The 13,120-nt window shown below is 72.8% G+C and carries 13 protein-coding genes; 8 read left to right on the top strand and 5 right to left on the bottom strand.

From position 1 onward, the window contains the following. Window positions 1-214: 214 nt before the first annotated feature. The 4 genes from E6U81_RS02465 to E6U81_RS02450 all read left to right on the top strand — a co-directional run bounded on the left by E6U81_RS02465 (window position 215) and on the right by E6U81_RS02450 (window position 2,887). Entirely contained in the window at window positions 215-868 is a 654-nt protein-coding gene (locus tag E6U81_RS02465; RefSeq protein ID WP_346766117.1) for a nucleotidyltransferase family protein, read from the top strand. Beyond that, complete coding sequence (locus E6U81_RS02460) at window positions 865-1,119, top strand: hypothetical protein (protein WP_136228348.1); 255 nt, start codon at window positions 865-867, stop codon at window positions 1,117-1,119. The genes E6U81_RS02465 and E6U81_RS02460 overlap by 4 nt, the downstream gene beginning before the upstream one ends. Next, window positions 1,116-1,847: a metallophosphoesterase gene (locus E6U81_RS02455; RefSeq protein ID WP_136228347.1), complete on the top strand. Its 732-nt coding sequence runs from the start codon at window positions 1,116-1,118 to the stop codon at window positions 1,845-1,847. Before E6U81_RS02460 ends, E6U81_RS02455 begins: the two co-directional genes overlap by 4 nt. A 125-nt stretch (window positions 1,848-1,972) precedes the next feature. After that, on the top strand, window positions 1,973-2,887 hold the full coding sequence (locus E6U81_RS02450; RefSeq protein WP_136228346.1) for a SigB/SigF/SigG family RNA polymerase sigma factor: 915 nt from the start codon (window positions 1,973-1,975) through the stop codon (window positions 2,885-2,887). 10 nt (window positions 2,888-2,897) lie between these two features. Here E6U81_RS02450 and E6U81_RS02445 read toward each other — a convergent pair whose 3' ends face one another. The 3 genes from E6U81_RS02445 to E6U81_RS02435 form a co-directional block, all read right to left on the bottom strand. Continuing rightward, the gene (locus tag E6U81_RS02445; protein ID WP_168714526.1) at window positions 2,898-3,344 is read right to left on the bottom strand and encodes an ATP-binding protein; all 447 of its coding nucleotides are present in this window, start codon (window positions 3,342-3,344) and stop codon (window positions 2,898-2,900) included. Between the two features lie 14 nt (window positions 3,345-3,358). Continuing rightward, window positions 3,359-3,727: an STAS domain-containing protein gene (locus E6U81_RS02440; protein ID WP_136228345.1), complete on the bottom strand. Its 369-nt coding sequence runs from the start codon at window positions 3,725-3,727 to the stop codon at window positions 3,359-3,361. Between the two features lie 138 nt (window positions 3,728-3,865). Next, complete coding sequence (locus tag E6U81_RS02435) at window positions 3,866-4,276, bottom strand: Fur family transcriptional regulator (RefSeq protein WP_136228344.1); 411 nt, start codon at window positions 4,274-4,276, stop codon at window positions 3,866-3,868. A gap of 292 nt (window positions 4,277-4,568) precedes the next feature. Between E6U81_RS02435 and katG the strand changes: the two genes are divergently transcribed. Beyond that, window positions 4,569-6,785 carry a catalase/peroxidase HPI gene (gene katG / locus E6U81_RS02430; RefSeq protein WP_136228343.1) on the top strand — a complete coding sequence of 739 codons (2,217 nt, stop codon included), beginning with the start codon at window positions 4,569-4,571 and terminating at the stop codon, window positions 6,783-6,785. A gap of 78 nt (window positions 6,786-6,863) precedes the next feature. Here the strand turns inward: katG and E6U81_RS02425 are convergent, their stop codons facing one another. Beyond that, the gene (locus E6U81_RS02425; protein ID WP_136228342.1) at window positions 6,864-7,703 is read right to left on the bottom strand and encodes a PaaX family transcriptional regulator C-terminal domain-containing protein; all 840 of its coding nucleotides are present in this window, start codon (window positions 7,701-7,703) and stop codon (window positions 6,864-6,866) included. A 76-nt stretch (window positions 7,704-7,779) separates the two neighbouring features. Then, window positions 7,780-9,120 (bottom strand): phytase, encoded by a 1,341-nt coding sequence (locus E6U81_RS02420; RefSeq protein WP_136228341.1) that lies wholly within the window; start codon window positions 9,118-9,120, stop codon window positions 7,780-7,782. A 307-nt stretch (window positions 9,121-9,427) separates the two neighbouring features. Between E6U81_RS02420 and E6U81_RS02415 the strand changes: the two genes are divergently transcribed. The 3 genes from E6U81_RS02415 (at window position 9,428) to E6U81_RS02405 (ending at window position 12,976) form a co-directional block, all read left to right on the top strand. Then, complete coding sequence (locus E6U81_RS02415) at window positions 9,428-10,849, top strand: MFS transporter (protein WP_240803574.1); 1,422 nt, start codon at window positions 9,428-9,430, stop codon at window positions 10,847-10,849. Between the two features lie 64 nt (window positions 10,850-10,913). Then, window positions 10,914-11,588, top strand: coding sequence for a response regulator transcription factor (locus tag E6U81_RS02410; protein ID WP_136228340.1), 675 nt, complete (start codon window positions 10,914-10,916; stop codon window positions 11,586-11,588). Next, window positions 11,585-12,976, top strand: a complete 1,392-nt coding sequence (locus E6U81_RS02405) for a HAMP domain-containing sensor histidine kinase (protein ID WP_206309811.1) — start codon at window positions 11,585-11,587, stop codon at window positions 12,974-12,976. Before E6U81_RS02410 ends, E6U81_RS02405 begins: the two co-directional genes overlap by 4 nt. Window positions 12,977-13,120: the final 144 nt, after the last annotated feature.

The raw sequence follows: 13,120 nt of genomic DNA, 5'->3' as shown, positions 1-13,120 counted from the left end.
CATACGGGTCGGGGACCGGGCCGCGGCCGCATCCCCGGGGCGGTCCCGCCTCGAACGGCGCCTACCCGCTGAACCCCCCGCCACTCGCCGCGTCCGGCCTCGGGGTTTCGGCGGCGCCGGACGGGTTAGGCGCCTGCCGTCCGGGCAGGGATCCCCGTCCGGGCATCGCCGATCCCAGTCCGGGCATCGCCGGACCGAACGAGGGAGATCCCCCGTGAACCAGCCTCCTGCCGATGCGGTCGGCGGCGTCCCTCCCCCGGAGGCCCTGAGCCCGCCCTCCATGACCGACGGGTCCCTCCCCGAGGACCACACCCAGGCGATCCTGGAGGTCACCAAGCGCGTGGCGGCCCTGCTCAAGCAGTCCGGGCAGCCGTTCGCGCTGGCCGGCAGCGTGGCCGCGTTCGCCCACGGCGTCCCGGCCCGCTTCCAGCACGACACGGACTTCTGTGTGCGGCGCGAGGACGCCGACGCGGCGATCAAGGCCCTGGAGGACGGCGGCATCGAGATGCGCCGGGCCGCCGAGGACTGGCTGGTCAAGGGGCGCACCGGAGGCGAGGAGATCGATCTGATCTTCGAGCTCGCCCGCCGGCCGGTCGACACGGAGCTGCTGGAGCGGGCGAGCGTGAAATCGGTGGACTCGGTGTGGATGCCGGTCCTCTCCCCCACCGACCTGATGGACAGCCTGCTCGCCGCCCTGTCCGAGCACTACTGCGACTTCGGCGACCTGCTGCCGATGGCCCGGATGCTGCGCGAGCAGATCGACTGGGGCCGGCTGGACCGCGTACACCGGGACGCCCCGCTGCCGGACGCCTTCCTCCATCTCCTCGACCGGCTCAACGTCATCGACCGGGGGAAGGGGCCCTCATGACTTCCGTCGAGAACCTCGACTACCGCGTGGAGCACCTGCGCGACCGCCTGGCGCGCGAGGACATCGCCGAGCTCGGAGTACGGGTGGAGACGCGCGGCGCGTGGGTGATGGTGTGGGGCGGCGTCGCCGACGCAGGATCCCGGGCGACCGTGCTGCGGATCGTCGCGGAGGAACTGGAGGGCGTGCCCTGGCACGAGGACCTGACCGTGCAGCGGGTGGGGCCTCCGGGGGCGGCGGAGGTGCTGTCGTGATCCGCATCGCGGCGGTCGGGGACATCCACCTCGGACCGGGCAGTGCCGGGACCCTGCGGCCTGCTTTCGACACGCTCGGTGACTGCGCGGACCTGCTGCTGCTGGCCGGTGACCTCACCCGGCACGGCACCCGCGAGGAGGCCCGGGTGGTGGCCGCGGAGGTCGCCGGGCTGCCTGTACCGGTCGTCGCCGTACTCGGCAACCACGACTACCAGAGCGACCAGCCGGATCTCGTCGCCCGCGAGCTGGCCGGGGAGGGCGTCCACGTCCTGGAGGGCGACGGCGTCACTTTCGACATCCGGGGCGTCACCGTCGGGGTCGCCGGGACGAAGGGGTTCGGCGGGGGGTTCGCGGGCCGCAGCGCGTCCGAGTTCGGGGAGCCGGAGATGAAGGCCTTCATCCGGTACTCCCGGGCGTGCGCGGACGGGCTCGGCCGCACCCTGCGCGAGCTGGACGCCCGGGGCAGCGGCCTGCGGGTGGCCCTCACCCACTTCTCCCCGGTGCCGGACACCCTGGCGGGGGAACCCCTGGAGATCTACCCCTTCCTGGGCAGCTATCTGCTGGCGGAGGCCATCGACGGCGCCGGGGCGGACCTGGCGGTCCACGGGCACGCGCACCTCGGCACCGAGCACGGCATGACGGGCGGCGGGGTGCGCGTGCGCAACGTCGCCATGCCCGTCATCGACCGCGCCTTCGCCGTGTACCACCTCTCCCCGCCGGGGGGCTGAGGACCGCGGGACGGGAGTGGGGCGCCGGAAGGGTCAGGTCGTCACGATCGGGTATATAACCCGACAGGAACCCACGACGGCCCCGCTGCGCCTCGCGCAGCACCCCGACCCGTCGGAGGACACTCATGACCCCCCTGTCCCGCGACACCCTGGACCCCGTCCATACGGGGGCTTCGGTGGACACCATCGAGATTCCCGAGAACCCCCTCGCCGTCAGCACGGACGACGCCCGGAGCCTGTCCGTCGCGCTCTTCCACCGTCTGCGCTCCCTGACCGAGGGCACGCCGGAGTACTCCTACGTGCGCAACACGCTGGTGGAGCTGAACCTCAGCCTGGTGAAGTACGCGGCCCGGCGCTTCCGCAACCGCAGCGAGCCCTTCGAGGACATCGTCCAGGTCGGCACGATCGGCCTGATCAAGGCCATCAACCGGTACGACGTCGCGCGCGGCGTCGAGTTCGCCACCTTCGCCGTGCCGACCATCACGGGCGAGATGAAGCGCTTCTTCCGGGACACCAGCTGGTCCGTGAAGGTCCCGCGGCGCCTGCAGGAGCTGCGCCTGGACATGGCGAAGTGCTGCGACGCGATGGAGCAGGACCTGGGACGCCGGCCGACCGACCACGAGCTCGCGGAACACCTCGGCGTCAGTGACGACGCCCTGGCAGAGGGCCGGCAGGCCGCCAACTGCTACGTCGCCGAATCCCTCAGCACCTCCGTCGGCCAGGACGCCGACGGTGGCGCCCTGCCGCGCTCCCTGGGCGCGGAGGAGGAGGCGTACGAGCTCATCGAGGACCTGGAAACGCTGAAGCCCCTCCTCGACGCCCTCGGTGAGCGCGACCGGCTGGTCCTGCGGCTGCGCTTCGGCGAGGAGCTCACCCAGTCGCAGATCGGCGAGCGCCTCGGCATCTCCCAGATGCACGTGTCCCGGCTCCTGAGCCGGATCATGGCGAGGCTGCGCGCCGGGATGCTGGAGGACCCGCTGGAGGACGCCGGCAGCGGTGAGGTCGACGGTGGGGTTCAGGAGGGCGACGGCTCGCCCTGAGAGCGGCCGGTCACCACGACACGGGCTGCGGTCCCCGGGTGTCCGGGGACCGCAGCGGCGAGTCGATCTCCGCCCAGACGCACTTGCCGTCGGCGAGGGGCAGGGTGCCCCAGCGGCGGGCGATCCGCTCCACGATGAGCAGCCCGTACCCGCCGGGCCGGGCCGGATCGGGACGTGAGCGCGGGGCGGGGGCGACGGGATTGCTGTCGGTGACCTCGACGCGCAGCAGGTCGTCCGTGCACTCCAGCAGCAGCGTGCGGGGCCCGCCCGCGTGCAGGCAGGCGTTGGCGACGACCTCGGACACCAGCAGCAGGACGTCCTCGGAGTCGTCGCGGGCGCCCGGCATCCACTTCCAGTCGACGAGGGCGTCGCGGGTGAAGTCACGGCAACGGGTGACGACGTCCGTCATGCCCGTCAGCAGCAGGCTCCGCCGCCGGCCGGGAGAGCGTGGCTCCATGGCGCGCTCCTCCCTCACGCGTGGCGCGGCTCGGCCAGCGCGTGCGCGACATCGGGGTGTACGGCGAAGATCCCGTCCGCACCGGTGATGCGGAACATGCGTGCGACGGGTGGGCGCAGGCCGGCCAGCTCGATGCTGCCGCCCTCCTCCCGGAGCGAGAGTCTGCTGTGCAGCAGCACGTTCAGCCCCGTGGAGTCGCAGAACCGCACCCCCGAGAAGTCCACCAGCAGCCTGCGCGCGCCGCCGTCGACGGCGGCGGTGAGTGCGGCGCGCAGGGGTTCCGCCGTGTCGTGGTCCAGCTCGCCGCTGAGCGTGAAGACCAGCGCGTCGTCCTCGGACCGCACGTCCACGGCGAATCTGTCACCGTCCGCCGGCGGGGCCATAGGAGCCACCTCTTCCCACGTACGCAGGTTCGTGCAGTGCCATCGTCCTGCCGGCCCCCGCTGGACGCGACCGGCCGGTTCTGCACGGCACCTACCCGGGCGCACGAAGATCATTCGAAGGGGCGAGGGTGATCCGGGTCAGGTACAGGACGGGCACAGGCCCCGGTAGGTGACCTCCACCTCGGAGACCGTGAATCCGAAGCGTTCCGCCGTCGGCAGCACCGCCAGCGGGTCGCCGTCCGGGTGGACGTCGCGGATGAGCCCGCAGCCGGAGCACACCAGGTGCTGGTGCGGCCGGTGCGCGTTGGGGTCGTAGCGCTTGGCCCGGCCGTCGGTGGTGACCTCGGCGACCTCGCCGAGGGCGACCAGCTCGCCCAGGGCGTTGTAGACGGTCGCACGGGAGATCTCCGGCAGCCGCCGGACGGCGCGGGCGTGCACCTCGTCGGCCGTCAGGTGCACGTGGTCACCGTCGAGGACCTCGGCGACGACCCGCCGCTGGGACGTGAGCCGCCAGCCGCGTCCCCGCAGCCGTTCCAGCAGGTCACTCATCTCGGCTCCCCCATCAGCTGCGGCGCGCGCCCGCGGATCGCCGACCGGCTTCCGTCATCCGATCGGATATGGGCTTGGTACTTATCTTGACTTGGACTCCGTCCATCGTAGGATCGGTTCCGTTGATAACCAAGAGGCAGGAAAACTCCCGAGCGGCGGGAGTACGGGACGGTGACCGCTCGGCGTCGAGTCGACCGACGAGGCCGAGCCCCGTGCACAGGGACCCCGTGTCCCGCCTGTTCGACCGCATTCGGTCCTGAGCCCGCGTTCCCCCTGGTACGGAAGGATTCCCATGTCCGAGAACCACGATGCAATCGTCACGGACGACAAGGCGCAGGGCGGTGGCGGCTGTCCCGTCGCGCACGGGCGCGCCGCGCACCCCACCCAGGGCGGTGGCAACCGCCAGTGGTGGCCCGAGCGCCTGAACCTGAAGATCCTCGCCAAGAACCCGGCGGTGGCCAACCCGCTGGGCGAGGAGTTCGACTACGCCGCGGCGTTCCAGGCCCTCGACCTGCCCGCGGTGAAGCAGGACATCGCCGAGGTCCTGTCGACCTCGCAGGACTGGTGGCCCGCCGACTTCGGCCACTACGGCCCCCTGATGGTCCGGATGGCCTGGCACAGCGCGGGCACTTACCGCATCAGTGACGGGCGCGGCGGCGCCGGCGCCGGCCAGCAGCGTTTCGCGCCCCTCAACAGCTGGCCGGACAACGGCAACCTCGACAAGGCCCGGCGCCTGCTGTGGCCGGTCAAGAAGAAGTACGGCCAGAGCATCTCGTGGGCCGACCTCATGATCCTCACCGGCAATGTCGCGCTGGAGCAGATGGGCTTCGAGACCTTCGGCTTCGGCGGCGGCCGCACCGACGTCTGGGAGCCGGACGAGGACGTGTACTGGGGTCCCGAGACCACCTGGCTCGACGACCAGCGCTACACCGGGGACCGCGAGCTGGAGAGCCCGCTCGGCGCCGTCCAGATGGGTCTGATCTACGTCAACCCGGAGGGCCCGAACGGCAACCCGGACCCGATCGCCGCGGCCCGCGACATCCGCGAGACGTTCCGCCGGATGGCGATGAACGACGAGGAGACGGTGGCCCTGATCGCGGGCGGCCACACCTTCGGCAAGACCCACGGCGCCGGCCCGGCCGAGAGCGTCGGTGCCGACCCCGAGGCCGCCCCGATCGAGGCGCAGGGCCTGGGCTGGGCCAACTCGTATCGCACGGGCAAGGGGGCCGACGCGATCACCAGTGGCCTGGAGGTCACCTGGACCGCCACCCCCACCCAGTGGGGCAACGGCTTCTTCAAGAACCTCTTCGAGTACGAGTACGAGCTGACGACCAGTCCGGCCGGTGCCCACCAGTGGGTGGCGAAGAACGCGGAGGCGATCATCCCCGACGCCCACGACGCGTCGAAGAAGCACCTTCCGACCATGCTCACCACCGACCTGTCCCTGCGCTTCGACCCGGTCTACGAGCAGATCTCGCGCCGGTTCTACGAGAACCCCGCGGAGTTCGCGGACGCCTTCGCCCGCGCCTGGTTCAAGCTGACCCACCGTGACATGGGCCCGAAGTCGCTCTACCTCGGCGCCGAGGTCCCGGCGGAGACCCTGCTGTGGCAGGACCCGCTGCCCGAGGCGCAGGGCGGGCCGCTGGACGACTCCGACACCGCCGCCCTCAAGGAGGCAGTGCTCGCTTCCGGTCTCACCGTCTCCCAGCTGGTCTCGACCGCGTGGGCGTCGGCCTCCACCTTCCGCAGCAGCGACAAGCGGGGCGGCGCCAACGGTGCGCGCGTACGCCTTCAGCCGCAGGTCGGCTGGGAGGTCAACGAGCCCGACGAGCTGGCGCAGGTCCTGCGGGTGCTGGAGAGCGTCCGGTCGGAGTTCAACTCCGGCGCCAAGCAGGTTTCGCTGGCCGACCTGATCGTCCTCGGCGGCGCCGCGGCCGTGGAGAAGGCCGCCCGGGACGCCGGTCACGACCTCGCGGTGCCCTTCACCCCGGGCCGGGTGGACGCCACCGAGGAGCACACCGACGCCGAGTCCTTCGCCGCCCTGGAGCCCTCCGCCGACGGCTTCCGCAACTACCTCGGCAAGGGCAACCGCCTGCCGGCCGAGTACCTGCTGCTGGACCGGGCGAACCTGCTGGGCCTGAGCGCGCCCGAGCTGACCGTCCTCGTCGGCGGCCTGCGCGTCCTCGGCGCCAACCACGCCGACACCGCGCACGGCGTCCTCACGGACCGCCCGGGCACGCTGAGGAACGACTTCTTCGTCAACCTCCTCGACCTGGGCACGACGTGGGCGTCGGCCAACGGGGACGCGGACACCTTCGAGGGCCGTGACAGCGCCACCGGCGAGGTCAAGTGGACCGGCACCCGTGCCGACCTGGTCTTCGGGTCCAACTCGGAGCTGCGGGCGCTCGCGGAGGTCTACGCGAGCGACGACGCGAAGGGGAAGTTCGCGAAGGACTTCGTCGCCGCGTGGGACAAGGTGATGAACCTCGACCGGTTCGACCTCTCCTGATCGCTGATCACTGATCGCTGATCACTGGGTCCGGGCCGGCCGGCACCGTGGGGTGCCGGCCGGCCCGGACCGCTGTGGTCAGGACTGCTCCGTCGCCTCCGGCAGACCGGTGACCTCCTGCACGTGCCGCAGGGCGGGGGCGGCGAGCACCTCGTTCAGCTGCTGGAAGACCTGGCGCGCGGCCACCGCGTTCCAGTCGGCCGGGAGCAGTTCGGCGGGCAGGCCGGGATCGAGGTAGGGCAGCCGGCGCCACTGCGTGAGCATGGGCACGTAGTGGCGGAACGCCTCGGCGCCGTCGATGTCGCCGCGCTGCGCCAGGTCCCCGGCGACGGGTCCGTACGCGTCGGTGAAGCCGGCGTACTGCTCCTCGATCGCGGGGAAGTCCCACCACGAACTGACCGTTGCGGGCAGGTCACTGAAGGCGGCGTAGTCGGCGGCGAACAGGTGGACGTACTCGCTGAGTCCGCGCCGTACGAGCATGTCGCGGGCGTCGCCGAGGAGTCGGGCCGGCGCCAGCCACACGCCGGGGGCGATGTTGCCGAAGCCCAGCCACGTCAGCCGGGTGCGCAGCTGGTAGCGGTAGGCCCGCTCGGACTCCGGTACGGAGAAGACGGCCATCGCCCAGCCGTCGCCGAGCTTCGCCGGCTCCAGGCTGCCGAAGATGCGGCGGTCGCCCTCGTCGAAGACGGGGTGCGCCGCGGGGCTGAGGCGGTATCCGGTGGCGCCGCGCCGCTCCGGTTCGAGTACGCCCTTCTTCTTGAGCCGGGAGATCGCCGAGCGGGCGGCCGGGCCGTCGACGTCCAGTTCCGCCATCAGGGTCAGCAGGTCGGCGACGGAGATCCAGCCGCCGAGGCGTCGCAGGAACGCCCCGTAGACCGTGTTGATCAACGAGCTGGGCCTGAGGGGACTGTCCGCCATGATCGCCTTCCGTCGTGTGCGGTGGCGATCCTACCGAGCCGGGCGGCCGCGGCTCCGGGCGGCCGCCCGGCGCAGGTCACAGGCGTACGGCGCGCCGGAGGCGGCCCAGGTCCACGAACTTGAAGTCGGTGTCGGTGCGGGCTTCTCCGTCGGGGCCGGCGGTCCGGGGGGTGTTGGCTCCGTCCTGGACGACGAGGAGGCCGTTCGGGAACCTCCTGCCCAGCGGGGCGCTCGTGACGGCGGCGCCGTCGCACTCCTGGGAGCCGTCGGGCGCTCCGGGCCCGCTGCCGGCGGCGATGCGGAAGCCGCGGACGTAGCGGTCGCCGCGCTCGCGGTCGAAGACGGCGAAGGTGTCGTCGCCCTGGCTTGAGGCGAGCAGGTAGCCGGCGCGGCGCGGGTGCTCGGGATCGCGCCAGATGGTCAGGCCCTCCACGTCGGCGGAGAGGTGGCGGCCGCCGAAGCCGGGGTCGGCGCCCGCGTCGCATTCCTCGGTCTGCGGGTTCCAGGTGCCGGGCACCCCGAAGGAGCGGACCTTCTCGATCAGCCGGGCGGGCGAGCGCAGGTCGGCGTCGAGCTTCCAGATGCCGATGTCCTCCTGGCCCGCGTACAGGTCGCCGGTGTCCGGGTCGATGACCATGCCCTCGACCTGGGGCAGCTCGCCCGGTTCGCCGCAGGGAGTCCAGGTCTTGCCGTCGGGCAGCCGGAAGGAGGCGGGCAGCGAGGTGGTGCGGACGGTGCGGTAGCCGACCTTCCCCTGCGCGGTGGGCAGCAGTTCGGCCAGGGCGAGGGCGGTTTCGTGGCGCCGGCTGGTGACGGCGAAGGAGCGGCCGCTTCGGCGGTCGGTGTAGGCGGCCAGCCCGTAGGCCGTGCGCTGGTCCGCGACCTCGTCCGGACCGGCCGAGAAGACGAGCGGGGCGGCGGTCTCGTCGGTGACGTCGACCAGTGGTGCGCCGGTCCGGCCGGCGTCGATCCGGTAGACGCGCAGCTGGTCGCGGCCGCGGTCGGAGACGACGGCCACGTCGTGGGGGCCGTCGGGGAAGCGGAGTCCGGTGATCAGGTCGACGTTGTTGAACCGGCCGGGGGCCTCGCCCTCCCGGGGCGGCGGCGGGGCCGGGAGCGACTGCACCTGGCGCCCGTCCAGGTCGTACACGCGCAGCCCGCCCTCCTTGGCGGTGGCGATGACCAGGCTGCGGTCCGGGTCCTTGGCGTTGCGCCAGATCGCGGGGTCGTCCGCGTTGGCGTTGCCGCCGGCCTCGTCGTCGAAGAGGGAGGGCGTCTCGACGGAGGCGGGCACCTGGGGCAGCGGCGGCGGGGCGCCGCGGTCCCCGCGGGCGTGCGCCGGTACGGCGATCACGCCCAGGGCCACCACGGCGGCCGCGCCGACGGCCGTCGTCCGCCTTCTCGAGATCGCGGTCATCTTGCCTCCTGGTCACGGGTGGTCATGGGGTCACGGGGCGCGGCCCGGCCGCGGAGTCGGGTCCCACGGGTGCTCCGCGGCCGTGCCGCCCCCACCGTGGGCCACCCGCGGGTGACCACCATGGAGCAGGCATGACGTGCACATGACCGAGCCGTGAACTCCCGTACGCGTTCTGCTTCCTTAGCGGAACGTTAGATCTGCGCGGCGGAGCTTGTCCGGGTCCGACGCGGGCCGCATGCTCTGGACACTCCCCCGCCCTCGGGGCCGTTCTCCCCTCTCCCATCAGGGACTTCTCATCGGAGCCGCCATGTCCCGGTCCGCCGTCGCACCCGGATCCCAGCCCGGACGCGCCCCCGCCCCGCCGCCCGGCGACGAGCGCAGGAAGCGCCACCTCGCACTGATCGGCGGCTCGCTCGGCAACCTCGTCGAGTGGTACGACTGGTTCGTCTACGCCAGCTTCGCCATCTACTTCGCCGACTCCTTCTTCCCCGGCGACAACCCGACCACGCAGCTGATGAACACCGCGGGGATCTTCGCGGTCGGCTTCCTCATGCGCCCCGTCGGCGGCTGGATCCTCGGCCGCGCCGCCGACAGGCACGGACGCAAGAGCGCGCTCACACTCACCGTCACCATGATGTCCGTGGCGGCGCTGCTCATCGCCGTCGCCCCGACCTACGGTCAGGCGGGCTACTTCGGCGCGCTGGTGCTGCTGCTGGCCCGCCTCCTCCAAGGGATGAGCATCGGCGGCGAGTACGCCGCCAGCGCCACGTACCTGACCGAGGCCTCGGCCCGCAACCGCCGCGGCCTCGGCTCGTCCTTCCAGTACGTGTCGATGACCTGCGGCCAGCTGCTGGGCCTGGGCATCCTGATCACGATGCAGCACACGCTCACCACGGACCAGTTGGAGAGCTGGGGCTGGCGGATCCCCTTCGTCCTGGGGGCGTTGTTCGCGGTGGTCGTCTTCTGGCTGCGCCGCCGGCTCCAGGAGACCGACGCCTTCCGGGAGGAGGCGTCCGGCGAGGACGCGCACGACGACAGCACCCGCGGCACACTCAAGGCCCTGTGGCAGTACCGGCGGCAGGCCGGCCTGGTCATGGCCCTGACCCTCGGCGGCACCGTGGCCTACTACACCTACACCACCTACCTCACCAAGTACCTCGTCGGCAGCGCCGGCATGGAGAAGACCACCGCCACGCTGGTCAGCTTCACCGCCCTGACCCTCTTCGCCGTGCTCCAGCCCTTCGCCGGCATGCTGTCCGACCGGATCGGCCGCCGCCCCCTGCTGATCACCTTCGCGGTGGGCTGCACCGTCGGCACGTACCCGATCATGACCGCCCTCGGGTCGGCGTCCTCCTACTGGTCCGCGCTCGGGCTGTCGCTGCTCGCCCTGGTGATCATCACCGGCTACACGTCCATCAACGCGGCCGTCAAGGCCGAACTGTTCCCCACCAGGGTGCGCGCCCTGGGCGTCGCCCTGCCGTACGCCATCGCCAACGCGCTCTTCGGCGGTACCGCGGAGTACGTGGCGCTCTGGTTCAAGAACAGTGGTCACGAGACCATGTTCTTCTGGTACGTCTCCGGCTGCGCGCTGATCTCCCTCGTGACCTACGTCCTGATGCCGGACACCCGCGACGCGGCGCTCAGCCGCGCCGAGGCCGACGCCGACGCCGATCGCGCCGCCGACCGGGGGGACCCGGCCGCCGCCGCTCCCACCGAAGCCGTGCGCTGAACGGCGGCGGTAGCCTGGGGCGGCGGCCGCGCGGGCCGCTCGCCCCGCCGCGAGGAGGCTTCCCATGCACGCGCTCCTCGTCGAGGACGACGACCGGATGGCGCAGGCTCTCGGCACCGCCCTCGCCCAGCGCGGGCACACCGTCCGCCGGGTCGCGCGGGGCCAGGACGCACTGCGCCACACCCGCGAGGCCGAATTCGTCCTGCTCGATCTGGGGCTGCCCGACCTGGACGGGATAGAGCTGCTGCGCCGACTGCGGACCGTGTGCGGCGTGCCGCTGATCGTGGTGACCGCGCGGTGCGAGGAGCGCGACATCGTGCAGGGTCTGCGGGCCGGCGCCGACGACTACGTGGTCAAGCCGTTCCGGATGGCCGAGCTGATGGCCCGCATCGACAGCGTCCGGCGCCGTACGGACGCGCACGCCGACCGCGACGTCCCCGGCACGGCGGCGGTGCGCCGCGGGGACGTGGACGTGGACCCGGCGGGCCGTACCGTCACCGTCGCGGGCGCCGAAGTACGGCTGACCCGGCGCGAGTTCGACGTCCTCGCCCTCCTGGCCGCCCGGCCGGACGAGGTGCACTCCCGCGAGGAGATCCTGGACCGGATCTGGGGCGACGCCTTCCTCGCCGCCTCGCGCTCACTGGACGTCCACGTGGCCGGCATCCGCGCCAAGACCGGCCGCTCCGGGATCGTGCGCACCGTCCGCGGGTACGGCTACCAGCTCGGCGGGGAGCGGTGAGGCGCAGGCTCCTCGCCGTGCTGACGGTCCTCATGGGGGCTGCGGCGCTGCTCCTGTGCCTGCCCCTCGCCGAGGGGTACGCGCGCGGGCGCACCGAGCACCTGCTGCTCCAGCGACGCTCGGAGGCCGTACGCTTCGCCGATCTCGCGGAGCGGATGCGCACCGAGGCCGACCGGGCCGAGCTCGCGGCCGAGATCGGCCGGTACGCCGAGCTGTACGGAGCGGGCGTGGAGGTGGTCGACACGGCGGGCTCGACGCTGGCCCGGGCCGGGGCCGCGCCCGGCGCCGGGGCGGCGGAGGCGCGGGGGCGCGCCCTGACCGGCCGCTCCACCGACCGTCTGCCGACGCTGCGCCCGTGGGGCCCGGGCGCCGTCGTGCTCGCCGAGCCGGTGGGGCGCGACGAGCGGGTCAGCGGGGCGGTCCTGCTGGCGGTCCCCACCGATGCCGCGCGCCACGACGTCACGGTCCGCTGGTCGCTCATCGCCGCCGGGGCGCTCGCCTCGTTCGCGGCGGCCGCCCTGGTCGCCGCGGGGATCTCCCGCTGGCTGCTGCGCCCGGTCCTGGACCTGGACCGGGCAGTGGAGCGACTGGCCGCAGGCAGCCTCCGGGCCCGGGCCGGCTCGGACACCGGCCCGCCCGAACTGCGCCGTCTGCGGCAGCACTTCAACACCATGGCCGAGGCCGTGTCCGACTCCATCGGCCGCCAGCGCGACTTCGTCGCCGACGCCTCCCACCAGCTGCGCAATCCGCTGGCCACGCTGGTGCTTCAGCTGGAGAACGTCGAGCCGCACGTCAGCCGCGGCCCGGGCCTCGCCGAGCACGCCCGGGCCATGGACGAGGCGGAGCGCCTGGAGGAACTGCTCGACGGGCTGCTGGCACTGGCGCGCGTGGAATCCGGCACGGCCGAGCTGACCGGGCAGGACGTGTCCCGGGCGGTACGGGACCGGGTGACGGCCTGGGCCCCGGTGTTCCGCGCGGCGGGGCTGGAGCTCACGGCCACCGGCGTCGGGGACGGCCTGTGGGCACACGCCCTGCCCGACGCGGCCGGCCGGGTCCTGGACGCTCTCCTGGACAACGCGCTCAAGTTCGTGCCGTGCGGCGGACGCGTCGAGGTGGACGCCTCACGCCGGGCGGACGGGAGCACGGTCGTCAGGGTCGCGGACGACGGTCCGGGCGTACCGGAGGACCAGCTGGACCTGCTGCTGCGGCGGTTCACCCGCGCACCCGCCCACCAGAACGTCCCCGGCAGCGGACTGGGCCTGGCCATCGCCGACGAGATCGCCCGCACCAGCGGCGGCACACTCGACCTCGCCGCAAACCCCCCGCACGGCCTGACAGCCCGCCTCCGCCTCCCGCCGGCACTGGGCTCCCGGCCTGCATCCGAGTAGGACAGACGCACGGTCCTCGGCGGACCGGGAGTGGTGGGACGGGCCGCCGGAGGGTAGGGCAAGGGAGAACGGGCTGGGGCGGGCCTGACGAACGGAAGGTGCGGCATCGTATGGAGCCTCTGCGGGACGGAGACCCGCGCCGGG

Origin of the sequence: Streptomyces sp. A0592 (assembly GCF_004795115.1) — a bacterium.
GTDB classification, from domain to species: Bacteria; Actinomycetota; Actinomycetes; order Streptomycetales; family Streptomycetaceae; genus Streptomyces; species Streptomyces erythrochromogenes.
Note: the sequence above shows the minus strand (reverse complement) of the source record. Positions and strands in the feature narration are given on the sequence as shown.